Origin of the sequence: Nonomuraea wenchangensis (genome assembly GCF_900111685.1) — a bacterium.
GTDB lineage: Bacteria > Actinomycetota > Actinomycetes > Streptosporangiales > Streptosporangiaceae > Nonomuraea > Nonomuraea wenchangensis.
Window position 1 is genome coordinate 49,001 of record NZ_FOHX01000010.1, and the last position, 24,760, is coordinate 73,760.

Annotated in this window: 21 protein-coding genes; 4 read left to right on the plus strand and 17 right to left on the minus strand. The window is 73.2% G+C overall.

Going from position 1 to position 24,760, the window contains the following annotated elements; all coding sequences use genetic code 11:
• Window positions 1–31 precede the first annotated feature (31 nt).
• Entirely contained in the window at window positions 32–1,882 is a 1,851-nt protein-coding gene (locus tag BMW85_RS28185) for an AfsR/SARP family transcriptional regulator (protein WP_091087246.1), read from the plus strand.
• A gap of 35 nt (window positions 1,883–1,917) precedes the next feature.
• On the opposite strand, the gene BMW85_RS28190 is transcribed toward BMW85_RS28185, so the two are convergent.
• From BMW85_RS28190 to BMW85_RS50495, 9 genes are all read right to left on the minus strand, one after another.
• Window positions 1,918–2,430 carry a flavin reductase family protein gene (locus BMW85_RS28190; protein ID WP_245775117.1) on the minus strand — a complete coding sequence of 171 codons (513 nt, stop codon included), beginning with the start codon at window positions 2,428–2,430 and terminating at the stop codon, window positions 1,918–1,920.
• Window positions 2,424–3,587, minus strand: a complete 1,164-nt coding sequence (locus BMW85_RS28195; protein ID WP_091087250.1) for a cytochrome P450 — start codon at window positions 3,585–3,587, stop codon at window positions 2,424–2,426. The genes BMW85_RS28190 and BMW85_RS28195 overlap by 7 nt, the downstream gene beginning before the upstream one ends.
• Window positions 3,588–3,609: 22 nt before the next feature.
• Entirely contained in the window at window positions 3,610–4,938 is a 1,329-nt protein-coding gene (locus tag BMW85_RS28200; RefSeq protein ID WP_091087252.1) for an MFS transporter, read from the minus strand.
• A 47-nt stretch (window positions 4,939–4,985) separates the two neighbouring features.
• A complete protein-coding gene (locus BMW85_RS28205) occupies window positions 4,986–6,605 on the minus strand; it encodes a B12-binding domain-containing radical SAM protein (protein WP_177240923.1) in 1,620 nt (539 codons plus the stop codon).
• Window positions 6,606–6,631: 26 nt separating this feature from the next.
• Window positions 6,632–7,357, minus strand: coding sequence for a cupin-like domain-containing protein (locus BMW85_RS28210; protein ID WP_091087257.1), 726 nt, complete (start codon window positions 7,355–7,357; stop codon window positions 6,632–6,634).
• On the minus strand, window positions 7,354–8,790 hold the full coding sequence (locus BMW85_RS28215; RefSeq protein ID WP_091087258.1) for a tetratricopeptide repeat protein: 1,437 nt from the start codon (window positions 8,788–8,790) through the stop codon (window positions 7,354–7,356). The genes BMW85_RS28210 and BMW85_RS28215 overlap by 4 nt, the downstream gene beginning before the upstream one ends.
• Window positions 8,791–8,819: 29 nt before the next feature.
• The gene (locus tag BMW85_RS28220) at window positions 8,820–9,929 is read right to left on the minus strand and encodes a TOMM precursor leader peptide-binding protein (protein WP_091087260.1); all 1,110 of its coding nucleotides are present in this window, start codon (window positions 9,927–9,929) and stop codon (window positions 8,820–8,822) included.
• 110 nt (window positions 9,930–10,039) lie between these two features.
• Window positions 10,040–10,204 carry a hypothetical protein gene (locus tag BMW85_RS49800; RefSeq protein ID WP_177240924.1) on the minus strand — a complete coding sequence of 55 codons (165 nt, stop codon included), beginning with the start codon at window positions 10,202–10,204 and terminating at the stop codon, window positions 10,040–10,042.
• A gap of 182 nt (window positions 10,205–10,386) precedes the next feature.
• A complete protein-coding gene (locus BMW85_RS50495; RefSeq protein WP_218155960.1) occupies window positions 10,387–11,127 on the minus strand; it encodes a class I SAM-dependent methyltransferase in 741 nt (246 codons plus the stop codon).
• Between the two features lie 97 nt (window positions 11,128–11,224).
• On the opposite strand from BMW85_RS50495, the gene add reads away from it, so the two are divergent.
• Window positions 11,225–12,304: an adenosine deaminase gene (gene add, locus BMW85_RS28230; protein ID WP_091087262.1), complete on the plus strand. Its 1,080-nt coding sequence runs from the start codon at window positions 11,225–11,227 to the stop codon at window positions 12,302–12,304.
• 7 nt (window positions 12,305–12,311) lie between these two features.
• Here the strand turns inward: add and pgl are convergent, their stop codons facing one another.
• The 6 genes from pgl to tkt are packed head-to-tail and all read right to left on the minus strand — an operon-like array spanning window position 12,312 to window position 20,356.
• On the minus strand, window positions 12,312–13,085 hold the full coding sequence (gene pgl / locus BMW85_RS28235) for a 6-phosphogluconolactonase (protein ID WP_091087265.1): 774 nt from the start codon (window positions 13,083–13,085) through the stop codon (window positions 12,312–12,314).
• Window positions 13,086–13,117: 32 nt separating this feature from the next.
• Window positions 13,118–14,032, minus strand: coding sequence for a glucose-6-phosphate dehydrogenase assembly protein OpcA (locus tag BMW85_RS28240; protein ID WP_091087266.1), 915 nt, complete (start codon window positions 14,030–14,032; stop codon window positions 13,118–13,120).
• Window positions 14,033–15,613, minus strand: a complete 1,581-nt coding sequence (gene zwf, locus BMW85_RS28245; RefSeq protein WP_091087269.1) for a glucose-6-phosphate dehydrogenase — start codon at window positions 15,611–15,613, stop codon at window positions 14,033–14,035.
• A gap of 22 nt (window positions 15,614–15,635) precedes the next feature.
• A complete protein-coding gene (locus tag BMW85_RS28250) occupies window positions 15,636–17,225 on the minus strand; it encodes a glucose-6-phosphate isomerase (protein ID WP_091087271.1) in 1,590 nt (529 codons plus the stop codon).
• Window positions 17,225–18,316 carry a transaldolase gene (gene tal / locus BMW85_RS28255; protein WP_091087273.1) on the minus strand — a complete coding sequence of 364 codons (1,092 nt, stop codon included), beginning with the start codon at window positions 18,314–18,316 and terminating at the stop codon, window positions 17,225–17,227. Before tal ends, BMW85_RS28250 begins: the two co-directional genes overlap by 1 nt.
• A 9-nt stretch (window positions 18,317–18,325) precedes the next feature.
• On the minus strand, window positions 18,326–20,356 hold the full coding sequence (gene tkt / locus BMW85_RS28260) for a transketolase (RefSeq protein ID WP_245775130.1): 2,031 nt from the start codon (window positions 20,354–20,356) through the stop codon (window positions 18,326–18,328).
• 349 nt (window positions 20,357–20,705) lie between these two features.
• On the opposite strand from tkt, the gene BMW85_RS28265 reads away from it, so the two are divergent.
• Together BMW85_RS28265 and BMW85_RS28270 are read left to right on the plus strand one after the other, a co-directional pair.
• On the plus strand, window positions 20,706–21,650 hold the full coding sequence (locus BMW85_RS28265) for a heme o synthase (RefSeq protein ID WP_091087278.1): 945 nt from the start codon (window positions 20,706–20,708) through the stop codon (window positions 21,648–21,650).
• A gap of 98 nt (window positions 21,651–21,748) precedes the next feature.
• Entirely contained in the window at window positions 21,749–22,936 is a 1,188-nt protein-coding gene (locus BMW85_RS28270; protein WP_091087281.1) for a PrsW family intramembrane metalloprotease, read from the plus strand.
• A gap of 6 nt (window positions 22,937–22,942) precedes the next feature.
• Here BMW85_RS28270 and BMW85_RS28275 read toward each other — a convergent pair whose 3' ends face one another.
• Together BMW85_RS28275 and BMW85_RS28280 are read right to left on the minus strand one after the other, a co-directional pair.
• Window positions 22,943–23,629 (minus strand): SanA/YdcF family protein, encoded by a 687-nt coding sequence (locus BMW85_RS28275; protein WP_091087765.1) that lies wholly within the window; start codon window positions 23,627–23,629, stop codon window positions 22,943–22,945.
• 74 nt (window positions 23,630–23,703) lie between these two features.
• Window positions 23,704–24,693, minus strand: a complete 990-nt coding sequence (locus BMW85_RS28280) for a COX15/CtaA family protein (RefSeq protein WP_091087768.1) — start codon at window positions 24,691–24,693, stop codon at window positions 23,704–23,706.
• Window positions 24,694–24,760 lie beyond the last annotated feature (67 nt).

A 24,760-nucleotide genomic window follows, 5' to 3' on the forward strand; every position in this document is an offset into this window, starting at 1 on the left:
CGTGAAGGACGGCACCGGGAGGACGACGACGGTGAAGTTCAGACTGCTCGGCCACATGCACGCGACCTCCGGCGACGGCGAGGAGGTCGAACTCGGCCCGGCCAAACAGCGCAGCGTGCTGGCGATGCTCCTGTCGGACGCCGGCGAGGTGGTCCTCGCCGACCAGCTCGTGGACGGCCTGTGGGGCGCGGCGCCGCCCCCGGGCGCGCGCGGCACCCTCTACTCGTACGTCGCCCGCCTGCGCAGGGCGCTGCACGCGCACGGCGTGGAGCTGCGACGGCACACGGGCGGCTATGTCCTGCAGGTGGAGCAGGAACAGGTGGACCTGCACCGGTTCCTGAGGCTGGTGGACGAGGCGCAGGCCGTCCACGAGGGCCCGTGGGCGGCGGCCCTGCTGCACGAGGCGCTGAGCCTGTGCAGGCGGGAGCTGCTGGTAGGGCTGCCCGGCCCTTGGGCGGCGGGGACGCGAACCCGGCTGGAGCAGGTGCGGGTGGCCGCCGCGCTCCGCTACCACGAGATCCAGCTCGCCGCGGGCCGCGGGGAGGAGATCGTGGCGCGCATCTATGAGCTGGCGATGGCCCACCCCCTGGACGAGCGGCTGGCGGCCCAGCTCATGACGGCGCTGTACCAGTGCGGACGGCAGGCCGAGGCGGTTCAGGTGTACGAGGCGGTCAAGGAGAACCTGGGCAGCAGACTCGGCGTGGCGCCGGGCCCGGACCTGCGTGGAGTGTTGCTGCGGGTGCTGCCGGACCGGCACCCCGCCGCGCCGACCGCATCGACGGCGGCTCCGCACGCGGCTCCTCACGCGGTTCCCGTGGCGGGCGTTCACCTGCTGGGTGCTCCCGTGGTGGGTGCTCCCGTGGTGGGGCGGCCGCGTCAGCTTCCCGCCGCGCTCGCCGACTTCACCGGCCGTGATCAGGCCCTCGACGAGGTGGTCCGCCACCTCGCCGGGAGCTCGGAGCACGGTGTCGGGCTGGCGGTGATCGCGGGCCCTGGCGGCGTCGGCAAGTCGGCGCTGGCGGTGCAGGCGGCGCACCGGCTGTGCCAGTCGTTCCCCGGCGGGCAGCTCTACGTCGACCTGCACGGCCTGGACCCGCGCCCCGCCGACCCCGCCGAGGTGCTCGAACGTTTCCTGCGCGCGCTCGGCGTCCACCGTACGGCGATCCCCGACGGGCTGGAGCCGAGGGCCGAGATGTACCGCGACCTGCTCGCGGAGCGTCGGGTGACGGTGGTGCTTGACGGCGCCGGCGGCGAGGCGCAGGTGCAGCCCCTGCTGCCGGGCGCGCCGGGCAGCGCGGTCCTGGTCACCAGCAGGTACCGGCTGCCGGGCCTGCCGGGGGCGCGGCCGTGGCAGCTCGGCATGCTCCCCCGCCATGACGCGCTGGACCTGCTGCGCGCGATCGCCGGGCGTGAACGGTTCGAGCGGGAGCCGCGGGCGTCGGACGAGCTGGTCCGCCTGTGCGCGGGGCTGCCCCTGGCGGTACGGGTGGCGGGTGCGCGGCTCGCGGCCAGGCCCCACTGGCCGGTCGGCCGGCTCGCGGCGCGACTGGCCGACCCGCGGCTCTGCCTGGACGAGCTCAGCCACGGGACGGCGGACGTGCGGGCCACGCTCGCGGCGGGCTACCGGCTGCTGGAGGAGCCGGCCCGGCGGCTGTTCACGTCGCTGGGGCTCGACGGGAGGACCCGCTTCTCCGCCGCCACGGCCGCCGCCCTGCTCGGCGCGGACCTGCCGGCCGCGCACGACCTGCTGGCCAGGCTCGTGGAGGTCTGCCTGCTCGACGCGGCCGGCGGCGACGAGTTCGTCATGCACCCGCTGACCGTCGTCTACGCGCGCGAGCGCGGCCAGGCCGAGGAACGCGCCACCGCCAGGACCGGATCCTGAGCCCAGGTCCTGGGCCTCTGGTCAGCAGGTCCGGGTCAGCAGGTCCGGTAGCGGCCCCGCTGGTAGATCAGCGGGCGGTCGTCGCGGGGCGGGCCCAGCGCGGTCACCGCCCCCACCACGATCGCGTGGTCGCCCTCGTCGTGGACGGCGTGCGTGCTCGCCTCCAGCACCGCGAGCGCCGCGTCGAACAGCGCCACGCCCCGCACGCCCCGGTGGCAGGGCCAGCGGGTGACCCCGCCGACCGGCCGCCCGGGCTGTGCGAAGAAACGTCCCGCGTCCTCCATGGCGGCCGGCAGCACCGACACGCCCCACACGCCGGACGCCAGCACCGCGTGATGGAAGCGGCTGCCCCGCCGCACGCAGAACAGCACGAGGGGCGGGTCGAGCGACACCGACGTGAACGAGTTGGCGGTCATCACGTGATCGACCCCGTCGAACCGGGTGGTGACGAGTGTCACCCCGGTCGCGAGGCGTCCCATCGCCTGCCGGAAGGACCCGGCGTCGACCGCCGGACCGGTCACGGCGGGGGCGGCCTGACCGCTCACCACGTGACCAGCAGATGCTCGGGGTGGGGTGTGAGCCGCCCCGGCTGGCGCCGCGGCGGCTCGCCGGGGTTGGCCAGCCGCAGCCCGGGGAACCTGCGCGGCAGCGTGCTGAAGAGCACCTGGAGCTCGACGCGCGCCAGCGGCGCCCCCGGGCAGTAGCGGGGGCCGTACCCGAAGGTCAGGTGCGGGTTCGGGTGGCGGGCGACGTCGAAGCGCTCGGGGTCGGGGAACACGCTGGGGTCCTGGTTGGCGTCCAGCTTCCTGACGAGGATCAGGTCCCCGGCCCTGATGCCGGCGCCGCCGGTGTCGAGGTCCTCGTGGGCGTAGCGGACGATGCCGAGCTGCTCGGTCGCGGGGTCGACCGGCATAGGGCTGCGCGCCCGCAGGACCTCCTCGACCGCGGCCGGCGCGAGCGCGGGGTCACGCCACACCGCCTCCCGTGCCTGCTCGTGACCGAGCAGCAGCAGGACGCCCTTGTCGATGGCGGCGACCGTGGTCTCGTTCCCGGCGAACAGCAGGGTCGTGGCCAGCGCGACCACCTCCGCCTCGGTCACCTCGCCGGAGCCGTCGGCCACGCTCAGCAGGTCGGAGATCGCGTCGTCACCCGGACGGCCGCGCTTGGCCGCGACCAGGTCGGTCATGTACGCCCGCAGATTCTCCATGCCGGAGCGGGCCCGTTCGTGGTCCTCGGCATGCGTCCAGTCGTCCGACCAGCGGCGGAAACGGTCGCGGTCCTCGGCGGGCACGCCCAGCAGTACGGCGATGACCAGGGCGGGCAGCGGCTGGGACACCGCCTGGTGGAAGTCGGCCGGCCGCGGCAGCCCGGACAGCTCGTCCAGCAGCCGGTCGGTCATCTCCTGGATACGCGGCCGAAGGGCCTCCGACTGGCCGGAGGAGAACGCGCGGGCCATGAGCCGCCGCATCCTGGCGTGCTCGGTCCGCTCGGTCCGCACCGTGCCCCAGGGGCGGCCGAGCAGCATCGAGTCCGAGAAGCGCGGCGCGTTGTCCGGGTCCGGGTGCGAGCGTCCGACCCTGGCGTCCGCCAGCAGCGACCTGGCGGCCGCGTAGCCGGTGACGAGCCAGGCGGGGTCGCCCGCCGGGGTGGTGATCCGCCGGATCCCCGGGCAGGTCGCGGCCGGCGGGTCCTGCAGGTGCTCCATCTCTCCTCCTCATCGGGGGACGTCATCGGGGGACGTCTTCGTCAGGGGGCGCCGATCGTTCGCGCACCGCGCCGATGGCCCGCGTACGGGCGACGAACGCGGTGACGAGCAGGGTCACGACCGCTCCGCCCGCGAGCGCGGCCGCGAAGCCGATCATGCCGGCCACGGCCGCCATGGCGGCGGAGGCCAGGGGCAGCGTGGCCAGCGAGATCGCCTGGTCGGTGGCGACCACGCGGGACAGGCGGTCCTCGGGGATCCGCACGGTGACGAGCGTGGTCCACACGGTCGCGTACATGGCGAGGGCGCAGCCGGTGAGCGCCTGGCACACCATGACGGGGACGGGCGAGCCGGCGAAGGCCAGCGCCACGTTCGCCGGGACCGTCGCCGCCACCAGCAGGCAGGCCGCCAGCGCGGGCCGGGCGGGCGTGAAGACGAACGAGGCCAGCCGTCCGAGCAGGAACCCGGCGCCCAGCCCGGCCTGGATGAGCCCCCAGGCGGCCGCCCCGCCGAACCGTTCCCTGGCGATCACCGGTCCCAGCACGTTGAACAGCGCGAGCCCGCAGAACACGAACGTGGCGAACTGCGCGGTGAGCAGCCACAGCCAGGTCTGCCCGGCGAACTCCCGCCATCCCTCTTGCACGCCGGCGAGCAGGGACGACTTCGCCGCCGGACGCGCGGGGAGGGTACGGCGGCGTACCCGGGCGAGCAGGGCCGCGCTGAGCGCGAAGCTGACCGCGTCGAGCGCGATGACCGGGCCGGGGCCGGCCGCGGCCACCAGGACGCCCGCGGCTGCCGGGCCCGCGATCATGGCCGCGCTGGAGGCCAGGCCGAGGCGGGCGCTCGCGTCCCTGCGCCCCGGCTCGTCCACCAGCTCCGCGATCAGGCCCATGGCCGCCGGGTCGAAGAACGACGTCGCCGCGCCCAGGAGCGCCGCCAGGAGCATCAGGACCGGTACGGTCGCCACGCCCAGCAGGACGGTCACGGCGACCGCCGCCGTCACCGCGCCCGCCACGAGGTCTCCGGCGATCAGGACGCGCCGGCGGTCGAGCCGGTCGCACCAGGCGCCGGCCGCCGGAGTCAGGATGATCTTCGGCACCAGCTCGGCGGCCATGACCGCGCCCAGGGCCGCCGGTCCGTGCCCGGCCTCCAGCACGGCGAAGACCAGCGCGACCGTGAACAGGTGGTCGCCGAGGAGCGAGAGCAGCCGGGCGCCGAGGAAGAGCCGGAACGACCCGCCCGGCCGCGACTGTGCCCGCGTCCGTGCCCGTACCTGCGCCTGCGCCTGTGCCCGTGCCTGTGCCTGTGCCCGTGCCCGTGCCGGCGGCGCCCCGCCCCGCACTCGGCCGATCATCCTGCTCCGCCCGTCATCGTGGTCCGCCGGTCATCGTGGTGTGGGCCTCACTCGCACGCGCTGAGCAGCCGGTCGCTGTCACGTTCGCGCACGTCCGCCCGCGTGGCGGCGGCGCGGCCGGACAGGTCGCGCCGCTCGTCGCGCGAGGCGTCCAGCACGGCCACGGACCGGCGGATCACGCCCGCCGTGCCCGCCTCGTCGAGGCCGGCCCCGAGCGTCAGCGACACCAGCTCGCGCAGGGCGCGGTGGGGGAGCCGGCGCAGCCGGTACATCTGCCGGACCGCGGCCCCCCGTACGTCCTCCGCCTGGTCGTGTACGGCCTGCCGGTGGACGCGCCGCCAGCCCTCGATCTCCTCGTTGACGCGGCGCTGCGCCGCGTCGCGGAAGTCGCCGAGCGCGACCCAGATCCGGTGGACGTCGGGATCGCCGAACCACTCGGGATCGTCGGGATGCGGCATGGGCCCCGCCGCCCACCGGTCGTACAGGGGCGTGCCCGGATAGAAGGTCAGCCTGCTGTACGCCGTCGTCGGGTATCCGGCGTCGGCCTTGGCCGCCTCCAGGAAGTCGAGGCTCTCCGCCAGCTCGACCGGCGTCGTCCAGGGGTCGAACATGATGAAGTCGATGATCGTCCGGATGCCGCTGGCCTGGACGAGCCGGATCGCCTCCAGGTTCACCGCGACGCTCAGGTCCTTCTGGTAGCGGTCGAGCACGCTCTGGCTGCCGCTCTCGATGCCCATCTCGATCGACGAGCAGCCGGCCGCGGCCAGCGGGCCGAGCAGCGTGGGGTGCTTGACCAGGTGGTCGGCCCGCGCGGCGAACGAGAAGGTGCCCGGCCTGCCCGCCTCCGTCAGGGCGTCGGAGAAGCGCTGCACCCAGCCGGGCGCGTACGGGAAGAGGTCGTCCACGAACGCGAAGTGCTCCGCACCGAAGTCACGCTGGACCAGTGCCATCTCCTCGGCCACCGACTCCGGCCGCCGTACCCGCCGCATCGGCCCGTCCTCGCGGCGGTAGAAGGACTGGATGTCGCAGAACGAGCACCGGTACGGGCACCCCCGGCTCGCCGCGATCGTCGCGCACGGCACCACGTCGAGCGTGGGCCAGCGGCGCACGCCCGCGTACTCGCTCAGCGGCGGCAGCAGGTGACGGGCGGGCAGCGGCAGCGAGTCGAGCGACGACAACAGTTTGCGTGAGCCGTTCCAGACCAGCTCGTCACCGTCGCGCCAGCTCAGCCCGCGGATGCCGGCGAAACCCGCGCCGCTCGCGTGCGCCTCGACGAGCTCGGCGAGCGTCTGCTCACCCTCGCCGGTCACCACGGCGTCGAGCTCGGGCACCTCGGCCAGCACGCTTGTCGGCAGGACGGCGCTGACGTGGTGGCCGCCCGCCACGAGCAGCGCCGTCCCGCCGCCGGCACGGTAGCGGGCCGCCGCCTGCCCGACCAGCGGGAACGACGGCGTGGTGGTGGAGAAGCCGATGAGGCCGGCCCGGGAGGCCAGGCACCGCTCCACCAGGGCGTCGATCCCGCCGGCTTCGCCGTTGCCCTCGAAGATCTCGACGTCGTGGCCGCGTTCGAGCAGGTAGGCGGCGAGGTAGGCGATGCCGAGCGGCTGGCTGCGCCGCCCGAAGGACTCCTGCGGCGGTGTCGGCATGTTCGCCAGGAGTATGCGCATGGCTGACCGTCCTCGGGTAGTGATCATCAGTTACGCAGGACGAGCGAGGCCGAGACGTCGAGACTGTCGATGTCGTGGAACCACCCGCTCGGGATGTAGAGCACGTCTCCTGGCGACAGGGTCGCGGCCAGGCAGGGGGGCGGCGCGGCGCAGGACGCGGCGTACGCCTCGTACGGGCCGGGGAACGACCTGATGGCGGCGATCTGCTCCAGCACGGCGGGATCGGACTCCGGCGGGAAGAGATGGGCGCGCTTGTGCCCGGCGATCTGGCCGAGCAGGCCGTCGCCGCCGTCGCGGTGCACGGGGGTGCGGCTGCCGGGCGAGGCCAGCCAGACGGCCGTCACGTCCGGGTTCGCGGGCGAGGCGAACAGCCCGGCCGGGTAGCGCAGGCCGGGTTCGAGGCGGTCGCGCACCAGCGGATCCGACAGCCGGACGCGGAGCTGGGCCCGCCACGGCCCCGGGGCCGCGGCCCGCTCGGTGAAGGCGGCGATGGTCATGGCGGTCTCCAGCACCCCGCCGCGCAGGTCGGTGTGGGTGGAGATGGGGCCGCTCGGGCTCTCGTAGCAGGGGAAGGTCTCGTCGGGGAAGATCCCGGCGAGCGCGTCGCCCGCCCACAGGGACAGGGCGGGCAGCCCGTGGGCGGCCCCTGTGAGCACGACGGGCCGCCGGTGCAGGAAGTCGTCCTCGAACCGGTCGACGACGGACGCGGAGAAGGGCACCGCCGCGATCTCGGCAGCCACATCGGTCGTCATACCGCCGTCCTCTCGTCCCAGAGCCGCCGGGGACCCGCGGGCGCCACGGGCTCCTGGTCGCGCAACGTCTCACGCAGGTGGTCGCGGCAGGGCACGGCCAGGCCGGGCAGCCCCGTGCGCGGCAGCAGCTCGCTGAGCCGCAGCCCGGCGGAGACCGCGCCGGGGTCGATCGACAGACAGGACAGGTAGCAGGAGACCGCCTGCTCCGGCTCGCCCAGCCGCTCCCTGAGCCGGCCCGCCATGAACCAGGCCATCGGGCTGGTGGACGGGCCGAGCCAGGCGCTGCGCTCGTAGGCTCCGGCGGCCTCCCGCCACTTGCCGCGCCGCTCCAGCACCTCGCCCAGCACCATGTGCCGCATGGGGTCGAGCGGGTTGCGGGCGGCGCTCTCGCGGATGCGGCTCTCGGCGAGGTCGAGGTCGCCGAGCCACTGCGCCTCGCGGCAGCGGGTCTCCATCAGGATCGCGAGGTTGTCCTCCTTGAGCAGCTCCCGTTCCGGGGTGCCGGCGACCAGGCCGCGCGCCAACTCCTCGGCCTCGGCGAGCTGGGCCGTCACCTCCGCCCGGGCGCCGCGCATCATCGGCTCGAACGAGACCGCGCGCAGCATCATGCTGCGGGTCAGGTCGCGGTGGAAGGCGTCGCCGCCGGTGTCGAGCCGGGCGAAGGCCGCGCGGGCGACACCGGCGTGGTGGGCGACGGCCGCGGCGTCCTTGGCGATCTTGCCGAAGAGCACGCACAGCAACATCGCGGCCGACAGGCGCGCCCGGCTCCCTGGAGGCGCCGTGCGGGCCAGCCGCAGCAGGTCCGCCGGCCAGTAGCCGGCGGCGGTGCCCGGCGGGGCCAGGGCGTAGCCGGTGGCGAGGTTGGCGCGGGCCGCGCCCAGGACGTACGCGAGATCGGCCCGGCCCTCCTCGGCCTGGTGGCCGGCCGTGTCCTGCTCGCAGAACAGGCCCAGCGCGAACCGGTCGAACCCCAGCTTGACCAGCAGCTTGGCGAGGGCGACCCGGCGCGGGACGGTCAGGTCGGCGACGTGGTCGATCCACTGGAGCAGCCGGGTCGTCCGGCCGTCGCCCGACTCCGTCAGCGCCTCGCGCGGCGAGGTCAGCGCCACCCGTGGCGCGCCGAGATGCCGGGCGAGCAGCGGGCGGAAGGCGGGCGGGTGGACCTGCTGGTGCCAGTGGAAGGGCGGCCGGCCGTGCTCGACGTTGCGGAAGGCCAGGGCCACTCCGTGGGCGTGCAGGGCGCCGTAGGAGGGCTCCCTGAGGTCGAGGTACGGGCCGTACAGCAGGCCGAGCGGCCCGTGCAGGCCGGGGCCGCCGCCGGGGATGTCCGGGGGGAGTGGCCATTCCGGGGAGCCGTCCGGCGGCTCCTGGAAGGTGACGCGCACGGTGCTGACCGATTTGAAGCGCGCGCTGACGGGGGATCTGGCGGACATGCCGATGCTTCTTTCGGTGTCTCGGCGGCTCAGTCGCCGCACACGTCGCAGTCGGGGTCGCGCTGGAGCGGAGCACGGCGCGCCTCGCCGGAGGGGGCGTCCACGCTGATCATGCCGTTGAGCGTCGCGGGGGTCTCGGTGCCGGCCAGGAAGGACACGGCCTCCCACGTCGCCAGGCCGCACATCAGCAGGTTCAGGCCGGGCATGGTGCGCGAGGTGTAGGGGTAGTGCAGGTCCACCTGGTCGCTGACCCCGCCGTACCGGGGGTGGACGCGTGCCGAGGCGCGCTCGTAGCAGCGGTAGCAGGCGGTCTTGCCGGGCACGCAGAGCGGGCCCGCGCAGGCGTTGAAGAACATCAGCAGCGGCACCCGCCGCCGCACGCAGGCGCGGGTCGTCTCCAGCCGTGACCCCCTGGGCGGGTAGTCGGCCACGTGGATGACCAGGTCGACGTCGTCGAGCAGCTCCTCCAGCTCGCCGGCCGACATCAGGTAGCGGGGGACGGCGGTGAACTCGAGGTCGGGGGCCCGCTGCTCCAGGCGTTCCTTGAGCGCCTCGGCCTTCGGCCTGTCGATGTCGTCGGCGGTGTAGAAGAGCTGGCGGTGCAGGTTGTCCCGCTCGACCGCGTCGCCGTCCACGCCGACGAGCCGCCGTACGCCGGAGGAGACGAGCGAGGCCGCCATCATGCTGCCCGCGCCGCCCAGCCCGACCAGCAGGACGCGCGAGCGCTTGACCGCCAGGTGGATGTCGAAGCGGCTGCGCTGCTCGGTCTCGAAGTCGGCGTAGTAGGCCAGGTGGCGGCGGTAGGAGGCCAGGTCGTCCAGGGACAGCCCCTCGGGCACCGGGACCTGCGCGTCCACGAGGACACGCTGGTCGCCGAGTTTGCGTACCAGCTGGCGGACGGCGGTGGGGGAGACCTTGGGGTGGACGTCCTGGATCGCGTCCACCACGCCGTCCACCGAGCGGCTGCCGTCCAGCAGGTCGAACAGGTCCCGCACGGCCTGCGGCGTGAGGCCCGCCTCGGGCTGGGCCCGGATGATGATCCTGCGCGGGTCGCGCGCGATGACGATCGCGTCGTCGTCGAGCTGGAAAAGACCCCACCCGCCTACGCGCTGGGGATGTGCATTGGCGGTTTCGTACACGACGCTCCCTTTCCGGTACGGGCCGCGAAAGAATGGCGGAAACAATGTCGCGGAAAATGGCGGGGAAAGGCGGCGCCCGATCCGCTCCGGGTGCCGCCTTTCATCCTTTCCTAGTATTCGTAGGTCAGGATGGCCGCCGCGTCGGGCAGGCCCTCGATCGTCGAGCTGATCTGCTTCTCCTGCTCCTCGACGCTGACGACCTCGACGTCCGCGTCGGTGGCCGTCAGGGCGCCGGCCTCGTGCAGTTCCGCTGACTCACGCCGTGGTTCCGACATTTACTCTCCCTTTCCTTGCCGGTTGACCACGAATGTAGTTATGCGTCGTCCGGGCGGTCAACGGCGCGCGGAAATGTCGCGGAACATGGCCGGGAGTTCTTCTTGGACGAACCTGGAATCGGTCTGGACGAGAAATGTCCGCGCACCTCGCGAGGGCGGCTCAGGGGCGGCTCAGGGGCGGCTCAGGGGCGGCGGGCGTGGGCGATGTGGGCGCGGACGGGGAAGCCGTCGCGTGCGTACGGCGCCGCCAGCCGCTCGTAGTGCGCCCGGACCAGGCCGGCCACCGCCGCCGGCTGCCGCCCGATCGTCCCGAACCGGGCCCCGCCCGCGCCCACGACCTCCGTCCACCAGGCGTCGAGGTCCACCCGGTGCCGCCACCGCACGCTCTCCACCTCCGCGTCCGCGAACCCCGCCGCGGCCAGCAGCGCCGCGAACCGTTCGGGGCCGGCGTCGGCGGCGAAGGGCCGGGGCGGCCCGGACGCCAGGCCCGCCGCCTCCATGGCGTCGGAGAGCACGGCGGTGGCGGTCATCTCCCCGGCCGCCCACCAGCTGAGGGCGAGGGTCCCGCCGGGCCGCAGCACGCGGCGCAGCTCGCGCAGCGACGCGGCGGTGTCGGGCACGTGGTTGATGACGAAGTTCCCCGCGACGGCGTCGAACTCCCCGTCGTCGAACGGCAGCTCGGGCAGCGTGGCCCGCCGGACCGCCGCGCCGGGGAAGCGCCGCGCGGTCAGCTCCACCATGGCCGGGTCGGCGTCGACGGCGGTCACCTCGGACCCCAGGGCGAGCGCTGCCTCGGTGACGACCCCGCTGCCGCAGCCCACGTCGAGCAGCCGCCGCGCGCTCCGGGAGCGGGCCAGCAGAGGCGCGACGGCGTGCCGGCTCAGCCGGGCGAACCCGCGGTCGTAGGCGTCGGCGTTCACCACGCCCTCACCCTAACCCGGGCCAAAAACTCACATATCTGCGTCAGATTCCCCCGATTTCCCTACCGGGACGCGAATCTCCGCGCTTAAGGTCATCGCCATGACCACCACGACAGCGCCCGCGCCCGGCCCGGCCCTCGACGCGTTCATCGCCGCGCTCCCCAAGGTCGACCTGCATGTCCACCTGGTCGGATCCGCCTCGATCCCCACCGTCCTGGAGCTGGCCCGCCGCCACCCCGGCGCCACCGAGGTGCCGCGCGAGGAGGAGGAGCTGCGCCGCTTCTACACCTTCCGCGACTTCCCGCACTTCGCCCGCGTGTACGCGGCGGTCAACCAGCTCGTCCGCGAGCCGGAGGACGTCGCCACGCTCGTGCTCGGCCTGGCCCGCGACCTCGCCTCCCAAGGCGCCCGGTACGCGGAGCTGCAGGTCACCCCGTACGCCCACCACGTCGTCGGCCTCCCGATGCGCGCGGTCACCGAGGCGCTGGACCTCGCCGCCCGCCGCGCCGCCGCCGAGCACGGCGTGGAGATCGCCTACATCTTCGACATCCCCGGCGAGTACGGCGAGCAGGCCGCCAGGGTCACCCTCGACCACGCCCTCCAGGAACCTCCCGCCGCGTTGGTAGGTTTCGGCATCGGGGGCATCGAGCAGGAGCGGGCCAAATACCGGGACGCCTATCGGGCCGCGTTCGCCGCCGCCCGCGCCGCCGGCCTGCACAGCGTCCCGCACGGCGGCGAGATGACCGGGCCCGAGACGATCTGGGAGGTCATCGAGGGTTACGGCGCCGAGCGGATCGGCCACGGCATCAACTGCCTGGCCGACCCCCGCCTGATGGCGCACCTGCGCGAGACCCGGCTCCCGCTGGACGTCTGCCCCACCTCCAACCTCCGCACCGGGCAGATCGCCCGCATCGAGGACCACCCGCTGCCCCGGATGCTGGAGGAGGGGCTGTACGTGACGCTGAACAGCGACGACCCGCCGATGTTCGCGACCACGCTGGCCGAGGAGTACCGGGTCGCGGCCCGGGTGTTCGGCCTCGGCCGCGCCGAGCTGGCGGAGCTGGCGGCCAACGGGGTGCGGGCGTCGTACATGGCGGAGGAGCGCAAGCGGGCACTCCTCGCCGAGATCGACGAGCTGACCGGCCCCGCACAGGGTCCTGCGGAAGGCGGGGCCGGCTGAGCGTGCGTCAGGGGGAGGCCAGGCGGCCCAGCTCCGGCGGGATCTTCCCGGCCGCCGCCCGGTCGAGCAGGAACAACGTCCGCTGCCGCCCCCGCGCCCCGGCCGCCGGCACCTGGACGGGCCCGGACGCCGACAGGGCCAGGTGGACCGCACCGGCCTTCTCCTCGCCGGCCGCGACCACCCACACCTCGCGCGCCGCCCGGATGGCCGGCAGCGTCAGCGAGATCCGGGTGGGCGGCGGCTTGGGCGAGCCGTGCACGGCCACCACGGGGCGGGTGTCGTACAGGGCGGGCAGGCCGGGGAACAGCGACGCCACGTGCGCGTCGGGACCCATGCCGAGCAGCATCACGTCAAACCCGGGCACCGGCCCGTGGTCCTCCGGCCGGGCGGCGGCGCGCAGCTCGGCGGCGTAGGACTCGGCGGACTCCTCCGCCGTCATGCCCGAGTCGGGGCCGCGCATCACGTGCACCCGCGCGGGGTCCACGTCCACGTGGTCGAGCAGGGCCTCGCGGGCGCCGGTCTCGTTGCGCTCCGCGTCGCCCGCAGGCAGGAAACGTTCGTCGCCCCACCAGATGTCCAGCCGCCGCCAGTCGACCGCGTCGCGGGCGGGCGTGGCGGCGATCGCGGCCAGCGTGGCGATGCCCACCGTGCCGCCGGTGAGCACCAGCGAGGCCGAACCCTTGGCCGACTGCGCGTCGACCAGCCGGGTGATGATCCGCGCCGCCACCGCCTTCGCCAGCACGTCGGCGTCGCGGTGGACGATGATGCCGGGGGCGCTCACGGACGCCTGTTTCGTTGTCACGGTCTCTCGTGTCATCCCTTGTAAGTCCGTGCGAACCGCTTCACCGCGGCCTCGTAGATCTCGTCGCTGTCCAGCCTGCGCAGCTCCTCGGACATCAGCTCCGAGGTGGTGCGCCGGGCCAGGGCCACGTTCCTGTCGGGCTGGCCGGGACGGCAGAGCGTGGCCAGGCGGGCGTCGGCGCGCACCACGGCCAGCTCGCCGTCGCTGGTCTGCAGCCGCACCGCGGTCAGGCCCGGCCCGTCGGAGTCGGTCACCTTGACCGTCGCGCCCAGCCGCTCCGACAGCCACGCGGCCAGCAGCGGCGCGCTCGGGTGCCCGGCCGCGGCCTCCACCACGCCCTTGCGCACCTTGCCCACCGGCTGGTCGAACGCCGCCGCGAGCAGGCTGCGCCACGGCGTCAGCCGCGCCCACGACAGGTCGGTGTCGCCGCGCGCGTAGCCCTTGGCCCGGGTCACCAGCGACTGCACGCCGCCGCCGTCGAAGCCCTTGGCGTCGGTGATGCGGCGCTGCGCCAGCGCGCCGATCGGGTCCTTGGAGGGCACCTCCGGCGCCACGCCCGGCCACCACACGACCACCGGCGTGTCCGGCAGCAGCAGCGGGCTGACCACCGAGTCGGCGTGATGGGCCAGCTCGCCGTACAGGCGCAGCACGACCACCTCGCCGGGGGTGTTCTCGCCGATGCGCAGCTCGGCGTCGAGCCTGATCGCCTCGTCCGGCTCGCGGGTGATGAGCACGATGATGCGCGAGGGATGCTCGCGGGCCGCCTCGGTCGCGGCGCGCAGCGCGTCGTACTGGTGCCGCTCCTCGCAGACCACCACCAGCGTCAGCACCATCCCTATGGCCGGCGCGCCCATCTGGTGGCGCAGATGCGTGAACTGCGCGGAGATCTTGCCCGCCGTCGTGTCCGACAGCATGAACGTCGTCATCTAAAGCCTCCTCCACACCCGTCCGTCGCGGGCCATCATCGCGTCGGCCGACTGCGGCCCCCACGAGCCCGACTCGTAGGGCTCGGGCTGGCCCTGCGTGGTCCAGAACTCCTCGATCGGGTCGAGGATCGTCCAGGACAGCTCCACCTCCCGCTGGTGCGGGAACAGCGGCGGGTCGCCGATCATCACGTCGAGCAGCAGCCGCTCGTACGCCTCCGGCGACGACTCCAGGAACGACTCGCCGTAGGCGAAGTCCATGGACACGTCGCGCACCTCCATGGCCGTGCCCGGCACCTTGGAGCCGAAGCGGACCGTGATGCCCTCGTCCGGCTGGACCCGTACGACGAGGGCGTTCTGGCCCAGGATCTCGGTGTCGGTCTTGCTGAACGGCAGGTGCGGCGCGCGCTGGAACACCACGGCGACCTCGGTCACCCGGCGGCCCAGCCGCTTGCCGGTGCGCAGGTAGAACGGCACCCCCGCCCAGCGCCGGTTGGCGATCTCCAGCTTGATCGCGGCGTAGGTCTCGGTGGTCGACTCGGGGGAGATGCCGTCCTCCTGCAGGTAGCCGACGACCTTCTGGCCGCCCTGCCAGCCCGCGGAGTACTGGCCGCGCGCGGTGTAGGCCTTGAGGTCGGACGGCAGCCGCACCGCCCGCAGCACCTTCTCCTTCTCCCTGCGCAGCGCGGAGGCGTCGAACGAGGTCGGGTCCTCCATCGCCACCAGCGCGAGGAGCTGGAGCAGGTGGTTCTGGATCACGTCGCGGGCCGCGCCGATGCCGTCGTAGTAGCCCGCGCGCCCGCCGATGCCGATGTCCTCGGCCATCGTGATCTGCACGTGGTCGACGAAGCCGCGGTTCCAGATCGGCTCGTAGAGGTTGTTGGCGAACCTCAGCGCCATGATGTTCTGGACCGTCTCCTTGCCCAGGTAGTGGTCGATCCGGAAGATCGAGCTCTCCGGGAAGGCCGACGTGGTGATCTCGTTCAGCTCGTGCGCCGACTGCAGGTCGTGCCCGAACGGCTTCTCGATCACCACCCGCCGCCACGAGCCCTCGGGCGCGTCGGAGAGTCCGGTCCGCTTGAGCTGCTCGACCACCACGGGGAAGAACTTGGGCGGCACCGACAGGTAGAAGGCGTAGTTGCCGCCGGTGCCGCGCGTCTGGTCGATCTCGTTCAGCGCCATGGCGAGCGCGTCGAAGGCGCCCTCGTCGGAGAACTCGCCGGGGACGAAGTGGATGCCTTCGAGAAGCTGCTTCCAGACCTCCTCCCGGAACGGCGTCCGGGCGTGCGCCTTGACGGCGTCGTGCGTCAGCTGGGCGAAGTCCTGGTCCTTCCAATCCCGCCGGGCGAAGCCGACCAGCGAGAAGCCGGGCGGCAGCAGCCCCCGGTTGCCCAGGTCGTAGATCGCCGGCAGCAGCTTGCGCTTGGCCAGGTCACCGGTCACGCCGAACAACACCATCACACAGGGCCCCGCCACCCGGGGCAGCCGCTTGTCGCGGGGGTCGCGCAGCGGGTTGGCCTCGGCGGCCTCGATCGTGGTGGCGGTGCCCGCGACGGCCGCCGCCACGGTCACGGCCTCCTCCATGGGTGCTGCCGGGTCTGTCATCTCAAACCTCCTGTGCGGCTGCGAGCAGGTGCGCGACTCCGGCCGCGCGGTCGGTCAAATGCAGGCGTACGGCGGGCCGCCCCCGCGTCTCCAGCGCCTCCAGGTCGCCGAGAGCCTGGGCGAGCTGGAGACGGCCCAGCGTGCGGGACCGGCCGGGAACCGCCACGTCGTCGGCCACTGCCCCCGTGATCTGCAGGAACACCCCGTTCTGGGGCCCGCCCTTGTGATACTGGCCTGCGCCGTGCAGATAGCGCGGCCCCCATCCGAAGGTCACCGGACGGTCGGTACGCAGCGCCAGCAGCGCCCGCAGCGTGGCCGGGTCGGCCATCATCCAGGCGTCGGTCATCTGCTCGAAGTCGGCGCCCACGGGCACCGGCGCGTCGAAGGCCGCCAGGCGGTCGAGGTAGGCCGTCACCGCCAGATAGCCGTCGGAGGGGACGGCGTGCAGCAGCTCGGCGAACAGGCCGCGCAGGTCCTTGGCGGCGACGGCGCCGTACACCTCGACCGGGCCGTCCGTGAAGACGGGCGCGCCGGCGGGAAGGTCGGGCAGGGTGAGCAGGCCGGCGGCCTGGCGTTCCTGCTCGGCCGCGTCGGGACGGTCGTCGGGGTCCACGCCCAGCGCCAGCGCGGCCACGGCGGTGGCGTACTCCCAGACCAGGAACTGCGCGCCGAGCCGGCCGTCCACGCGGACGTCGCCGAGGTCGGTGTCGAGGCCGACGACGAGCTCGTCCGCGGCGGCCAGCGGGTCGGCGCCGACGACCGGCAGGATGCCGCGGCCCTGCTTGCCGGTGGACCCCGCGACCAGCGCCTCGACCCAGTCGGGCAGCCCGGCGATCGGCGAGAGCCGGTCCTCCAGCAGCAGTTTGCCGCGCCCGGTGAGCGCCGCGCCGCCGAGCGCCGCGCCCAGGTCGAGCCCGGGGTTGCCGACGTCGCGCGACAGCAGGGGGAGCACCTCCTCGGCGTCGTCGAGCAGCCGGGCCACGTCGGCGCCCGCCAGCGCGGCGGGCAGCAGCGCGGCGGCCGACAGCGCGCCCTCGCCGGCCGGCACGACGGCGTAGCCGCGCTCGCGGGCGTGCTCGGCCGGCGGCGTGCCGGGATCGGCGACGGCCACCACCCGCGCGGCGGGCGCGAGGCCCGCCCGCTCGAACAGCTCCTCGTACAGGCGCAGGCACGCGTCGCCCTCGGCGGTGCCGGCGGCGGCCACCACCACCGTGGACTCAGGGCGGTCGGCCAGCGCCCGGCGCACCTGGCCGGGGTCGGCGGTGTCGAGCACGGTGAGCGGCACGTCGGCCGTGTCGCAGATCGCCTCGGCGGCCAGCGCGGCGCAGCCCGTGGCGATCAGCACGACATGCGGCCCCTCCTCGCCGGGCCCGACGGCGGCGAGCAGCCGCGCCGACACCGCGTCCAGCTCGGCGAGCAGCTCGCGGGGGACGCGGAAGGGCCGCCCGCCCTCCGTCTCCCCCTCGGCGTCCTCGTCCCACAACGTGGGGTCGCCGGCGGCGAGCCGGGCCGGCACGCCGTCGGCGACGAGGCGCCCCGCGAGGGAGGAGGCGGCCTCGGCCACCCCCTCCTCGCGGTAGTGCACCTCCATCACGGAACCAGGTTCTTGGTGACGCTCTCCAGAAGCTCGTTCCAGGACGCCTCGAACTTCTGCACGCCCTCCTCCTCCAGCAGGCGCACCACGTCGTCGTAGTCGACGCCGGCGTCCTTGAGCGCGGCCATGGTGTTCCAGGCCTGCTCGTAGAAGGGGCGGACGGTGTCACCGGTGATGTCGGCGTGGTCGGCGCTCGCGTCGAGCGTCTTCTCCGGCATCGTGTTGACGGTGCCGGGGGCGACGAGCTGGTCGACGTAGAGCGTGTCGCTGTAGTCGGGGTTCTTGACGCCGGTCGAGGCCCACAGCGGGCGCTGCGGGCGGGCGCCGGCCGAGCGCAGGCGCTGCCAGCGCTCGGAGTTCATGACCTCCTCGTACGCCGCGTACGCCAGCCGCGCGTTGGCCACGCCCGCCTTGCCCTTCAGCTCCGGCTTGCCGAGCTGGTCGAGGCGCTTGTCGATCTCGGTGTCGACCCGGCTGACGAAGAACGAGGCCACCGACTCGATGGAGGCCAGGTCGAGACCCTTGGCCTGCGCGGCCTCCAGGCCGGCCAGCCAGGCGTCCATGACCTTGCGGTAGCGCTCCAGCGAGAAGATCAGCGTGACGTTGACGCTGATGCCCTCGGAGATCGCCTGGGTGATCGCCGGCAGGCCCGCCATGGTCGCCGGGATCTTGATCATGAGGTTGGGCCGGTCGACCATCCACCACAGGGCGCGGGCCTCGGCCACGGTCTTGTCGCTCTCGTGCGCCAGGCGCGGGTCGACCTCCAGCGACACGCGGCCGTCGACGCCGCCGGTGGCGTCGAACACCGGGCGCAGGACGTCGGCCGCCCAGCGGATGTCGTAGGTCGTGATCGCGCGCACCGCCTCCTCGACGGTGACGCCGCGCACGGCCAGGTCGTGCAGCTGCACGTCGTAGGCGTCGCCCTTGCTGAGCGCGCCCGCGAAGATCGTCGGGTTGGACGTGACCCCGACGACGTTCTTCTCGCGGATCAGCTGCTCCAGGTTGCCGCTGCGCAGACGCTCACGGCTGATGTCGTCGAGCCAGATGGCAACGCCCTGGCCGGACAGCTTGTTGAGGATCTCGCTCATCGTGTTGTCTCAGTTTCCCGTCGTCTCGCCCTTGTCCTGACCCAGCTTCGCCAGGCTCGCCTTGGCCGCCGCCGCGACGCGCTCTGCCGTCAGCCCGAACTGCTCGTACAGAGTCCTGTACGGGGCCGACGCACCGAAGTGTTCGAGGCTGACCACCTCGCCGCACTCGCCGACGTACTCGTGCCAGCCGAGCGCGATGCCCGCCTCGACCGCGACCCGAGCCCTGATCGACGACGGCAGGACGGTCTGCCTGTAGGCGGAATCCTGCCCGTTGAACCACTCGACACACGGCATGGACACCACCCGCGTGGGAATCCCCTGCGCCTCCAGCAGCTCGCGCCCGTGTACGGCCAGCTCGACCTCACTGCCGGTGGCGATGATGATCACCCTGGGCTGGCCGTCGGAGGCGTCGCGCAGGACGTAGCCGCCGCGGGCCACGCCGTCGGCGCTGGTGCCCTCGAAGACCGGCAGGTTCTGGCGGGTGAGCGCCAGCGCGGCCGGCCGGTCCTTGTGCTCCAGCACGGCCTTCCAGGCGTAGGCCGTCTCGTTGGCGTCGGCCGGGCGCACCACGTCGAGGCCGGGGATCGCGCGCAGCGACCACAGGTGCTCGATCGGCTGGTGGGTCGGGCCGTCCTCGCCGAGACCGATGGAGTCGTGCGTCCACACGTAGATCACCGGCAGCTTCATCAGCGCGGCCAGGCGCACCGACGGGCGCATGTAGTCGGAGAAGACGAGGAACGTGCCGCCGTACGGGCGGGTGCCGCCGTGCAGTGCGATGCCGTTGAGAATGGCGCCCATCGCGTGCTCTCGGATGCCGAAGTGCAGCGTGCGGCCGTAGCGGTTGCCGGGGAACTCCTTGGTCTGGAACTCCTCGGGGATGAAGGACGGCTCGCCCTTCATCGTGGTGTTGTTGGACTCGGCGAGGTCGGCCGAGCCGCCCCACAGCTCGGGCAGCACCGGCGCGAGCGCGTTGAGCACCTCGCCGCTGGCCTTGCGGGTGGCCATGGAGGCGCCCGTCTCGAACGACGGCAGCGCCGCGGCCCAGCCGGGCGGCAGCTCGCGGTGCGAGATCCGGTCGAGCTCGGCGGCGCGCTCGGCGTTGGCCAGCCGCCATTCGGCGTAGTGCTTGTCCCACTCGCTCCGGGTGGCGCGGCCCCGCTGGACCACCTCGCGGGCGTGCGCGAGCACCGCGGCCGGCACGTCGAAGGTCTTGGCCGGGTCCATGCCCAGCACCTGCTTGGTGGCGGCCACCTCGGCCTCGCCCAGCGCCGAGCCGTGGATCTTGCCGGTGTTGCGCTTGTTGGGCGCGGGCCAGCCGATGATCGTGCGCAGCCGGATGAACGACGGCCGGCCGGTCTCCGCCTTGGCCGCCTCCAGCGCGTCGTAGAGCGCCTGGACGTCCTCGTGGTAGTCGTCGCCCGCGGTCCAGTCGACGCTCTCGGTGTGCCAGCCGTAGGCCTCGTAGCGCTTGACGACGTCCTCGGACTTGGCGATCAGCGTGTCGTCCTCGATCGAGATGTGGTTGTCGTCCCACACCACGATGAGGTTGCCCAGCTTCTGGTGGCCGGCGAGGGCGCTGGCCTCGTGGCTGATGCCCTCCTCGATGTCGCCGTCGCTGACGAAGCACCAGATGTGGTGGTCGAACGGCGAGGCGCCGGCCTCGGCGCCGGGGTCGAACAGGCCGCGCTCGCGGCGAGCCGCCATCGCCATGCCGACCGCGTTGCCGAGGCCCTGGCCCAGCGGGCCGGTCGTGGTCTCGACGCCGGCCGTGTGGCCGTGCTCGGGGTGGCCGGGCGTGAGGCTGTCCCACTGGCGCAGCCGGCGCAGGTCGTCCAGGGTGAGGCCGTAGCCGGACAGGTAGAGCTGGATGTAGAGCGTCAGGCTGCTGTGGCCGCACGACAGGACGAAACGGTCGCGACCCAGCCAGTTGGGGTCGGTCGGGTCGTGACGCATCACACGCTGGAACAACAGGTATGCGGCGGGGGCCAGGCTCATGGCGGTGCCGGGATGACCCGAGCCCGCCTTCTCCACTGCGTCCATCGCCAGGGCTCGAACGACGTCGACCGCCTGATCGTCCAGGTCGGTCCATTCAAGGGCTGGCACGAGTTCGCTGCTCAAGTGCTCGGTCTCCGGATTCTCGATGTCTTCGGCTGTGGATGTCTTTGGCTGTGCCGGTTGGCTATCCCGCCCACAGGGACCCTAACCGAGTGGAGCAGGCGATCAATTCCAATCGGCGCGAGCGTGTCCATGCACGGCGCAAAGCCCCCCATTGGCCGGACCGGCCGTCCCTGCGACTACAGTTTGTTTGTTCGCAGAGGCGTCACGGCGCCCACCATGGATCCGCTCTAATCAGAGGTTACGCGTTGACCCCGCACAGGCTGGAAGCGCCTTGACGGTGCTCACCAACAGGCAGGCGACGGCCCGATCTCCGCAGGTGGAGGCGCCGCGCTCGATCGGCATGATCGTCAAGGCCTACATCGCGCTCACCAAACCGCGGATCATCGAGCTGCTGCTGATCACGACGCTGCCGGTGATGTTCCTCGCGGCCGGCGGCCTGCCGCCTCTGTGGACGTCCGTCGCCGTCATGGTGTTCGGCACCCTGTCGGCGGGCAGCGCCAACGCGCTCAACTGCTACGTCGACCGCGACATCGACCAGAAGATGCGCCGCACCCGCCGCCGCCCGCTGGCCAGGCACCAGGTGTCGCCGCGCGGCGCGCTGATCTTCGGCATCGTGCTCGGGATCCTGTCGACCGCCGGTCTGTGGGTCACCACCAACGGTCTGGCGGCGCTGCTCTCGCTCGGCGCGATCCTGTTCTACGTCCTCGTCTACTCGATGATCCTCAAGCGGCGCACGGCCCAGAACATCGTCTGGGGCGGCATCGCGGGCTGCATGCCGGTGATGATCGGCTGGGCGGGCATCACCGACCGGCTCGACTGGGCCCCGCTGGTGCTCTTCGGCGTCGTGTTCTTCTGGACGCCGCCGCACACCTGGACCCTCGCCATGCGCTACAAGGAGGACTACGCGGCGGCCAAGGTGCCGATGCTGCCGGTGGTCGCCACCGAGCGGCGGGTCATCATGGAGTCCATCGCCTACACGTGGGCCACCGTGCTGTGCTCGCTGGCGCTGTGGCCGGTGGCGGGCACCACGCTGTTCTACCCGGTCGTGGCCGCCGTGCTGGGCGTCATGTGCCTGTGGGAGGTGCACCGCCTGCTGGGCCGGCTCAACGCCGGCAAGACGGGGGTCGACCTGCGGCCCATGCGCTTCTTCCACTGGTCCAACGCCTATCTCGCGCTGCTGTTCCTCGCCGTCGCCATCGATCCGCTGCTGGCCTGACCCGGGGGCGGGCTCTGCGTGTCCGTACGGTGAGGAGTGGGTGTCCGGGGCGACCTACCGGCACCGGCCCCGACACGCTGATCCGTTAAGGTCACCCTATGGCGAGCCGTGATCCACGCTGGGTGTTGAAGGACCGCCCGTCCACGACGTTGATCATCGGGCTGGTCCTCACCGGCATCTGCGCGCTGATCTCGTTCTCCTTCGACATCTTCAACGGCGAGCCGGTGCAGTTCTTCATCGCGCTCGCGCTCGCCCTCGCGCCGGTCCCGCTGCTGCTCGCCGCCGTGCTCGCGCTCGACCGCATGGAGCCCGAGCCGCGCAGCAACCTCATCTTCGCCTTCGCCTGGGGCGCGGGCGTCGCGGTGCTGGTCGCCGGTGTGATCAACTCGCTCAACCTGCACTACTTCATGGACACCGTCAAGCTGTCGCAGGACAGCGCGCGCAACGTCGCGGCCACCTTCGGCGCTCCCGTGGTCGAGGAGACGATGAAGGGCCTGGTGCTGCTGGGCCTGCTCAGGTTCCGGCGGGCCGAGCTCGACGGGCCGACCGACGGCATCATCTACGCCAGCATGGTCGGCCTCGGCTTCGCCATGAGCGAGAACGTCAGCTACTACCTGGCGGCCCTGTCCACCTCCGGCGTCAAGGGCCTCGCGGTCACCGTGGTGCTGCGCGGCATCCTGTCGCCGCTGGCCCATCCGCTGTTCAGCTCGATGATCGGCGTGGCCGTGGCGTACGCTGCCCAGCGCGGCTCCGAGCGGGTGTTCCTCATCCTGGCCGGCTGGTCGGGTGCGATGATCCTGCACGGCCTGTGGAACGGCCTGGCCTCCTACGGCGGCTTCCCCGGTCTCGTGGTGGCCTACCTGACGCTGCTGGTGGTGCTGGTCGTGCTCATCGGCGTGGTGTTCCGCGACCGGCGGCGGATCGTGGCGCTGATCCAGCGCTATCTGCCGGCGTACGAGCCGACCAAGCTCGTCAACGAGGCCGACATCTTCATGCTGTCGGCCTTCTCCCGCCGCCGCCAGGCCCGGCAGTGGGCCAAGGCGTACGGCGGCAAGCGCGGGCTGCGCGCGATGGCCGACTACCAGCTCGCGGCCACCGAGCTGGGGCTGCTGCACGAGCGGGCGGCCCGCCACATGGTGGACGAGCAGACCTTCCACGAGGAGCAGCGGGCGCTGCTGGAGTGCATGAGCACCGCGCGCGGGCAGTTCCCGGTGCCGTCCGCGCACGCCCGCTCGGTCGCGGGCGGCACGCCCCCGCCCGGCTACGCGCCGGGCGCTCCCGGCTGACCGGCGTCAGGGGCGGGGCGCGGTGAGCGCGCGGGCGAGCGAGGTCTCCCGCGGGCCGGGGAACACCGGGTCGGCGTCGAGGACCTTCGCGTCGGCGAACGCCTTGGCCGTGGCGAACAGCTCGCGGGCGGCGTACACGTAGGTGGTGCCGGCCCAGCGGCGGGAGGAGTCGTCGCCCGCCCCGAACGCCTCCAGCCCGGCCGTGCGGCACAGCGTCACGGCGCGCGGCACGTGGAACTCCTGCGTGACGACGGTGACGCTGCGGGCGCCGAAGACCTGCCTGGCCCGTACGCACGAGTCCCAGGTGTCGAAGCCGGCGTAGTCCAGCACCATCGCCGCGTCCGGCACGCCCTCGGCGCGCAGGTAGTCGCGCATCGCGGTGGGCTCGTCGTACTCCTTACGGCTGTTGTCGCCGGACAGCAGCAGAGCGCGCACCTTGCCTGCGTGGTAGAGCTCGGCGGCGATGTCGAGGCGGCGGGCCAGCATCGGCGAGGGCCGCCCGGCGTACAGGCCGGCGCCGAGCACCAGCGCCGCCTCCGCCGGTGGCACGCGGGCGGTCCAGCCCGCGCCCTCGGCCATGACGCGGTGGCCCGAGCTGCTCAGCCAGGCCCAGGTCATGGGCGCGAGCGCGAGCACGCTCAGCAGCACCAGCCCGTGGTACGCGCGCCGCAGCGTCTTCCGGGAGGGGTGCACCTTTCCCCACATATCGCACCCCTTCCGGGCCGGGGGAGTGGCGGACATCTCACCACACACCCTGGCATAACCGATCACACAGTGGCGGCCACTTCGGTGGGGGAGGGGCCGGCCGGAGCGGCGGGCAGCGGCTCGCGGGAACGCAGCGAGGTGACCACCCGCAGCGCGGCGATCCACACCAGGGTCGAGCCGAGCACGTGCAGCAGCACCAGCGCGGCGGGCACCGCCAGGAAGTACTGGGTGTAGCCGATCACGCCCTGCGACAGCTCGACCACGAGCAGCGCGAGGGCAGCCCGCCTGGCCGCCAGGGGCGCCCCCGACACGCGCAGCCCGAGCAGCAGCGCGAACGTCAGCCCCACCACGATGTAGGCCACGTCGGCGTGGAACCTCGCCACGGCCTCGATGTCGAGGTCGAACCGGGAGGCGATCTCGTCGCCCGAGTGCGGCCCCGTGCCGCTCACCACCACGCCGACCACCAGCAGCACGAACGCCGCGGCCAGCAGCACGTGACCGAGGACGCGCAGGTCCCGGTGGACCACCGATCGGACCGGGCCGTCGCCCTCGCCCGCGCGGGCGTACAGCAGCCAGCAGGCCGCGATGAGTCCGGTGGACAGCAGGTAGTGCATGCCCACCGTGAACGGGTTGAGCGCGGTGCGCACCACCAGGCCGCCCCACAGCGCCTGGGCCAGCACGCCGACCGGCTGCAGCAGGGCCAGCCGCATCAGCGCCCGGCGGCGCGGCAGGAGCCGCCAGGCCGCGAGCACGCAAGCCGCGCCCACGGCCAGCACCAGGAAGGTCAGCAGCCGGTTGCCGAACTCGACGAGCATGTTGAGCATCGACACCTCGGGGTGCGCCACCGGCACGAAGCTGTCGGGTGTGCACTGGGGCCAGGTGGGGCAGCCGAGCCCCGAGGCGGTGACGCGCACGCCGGCGCCGGTCACCGTGATGCCCGCGTTGGCCACCACCGAGGCCAGCGCCCAGGCGCGCATCGACCGTGGGGTCGGGGCCCAGAACGAGGCCAATCCGCGCACGAGAGGGTTGGGGTGGTCAGTGGAGAGCTTCACGTCACCGATGGTACGGGCCGTGGCGACCGGTCCCCGAACCGGCAAGGGGGCTTCTCAGCCTCGAAAG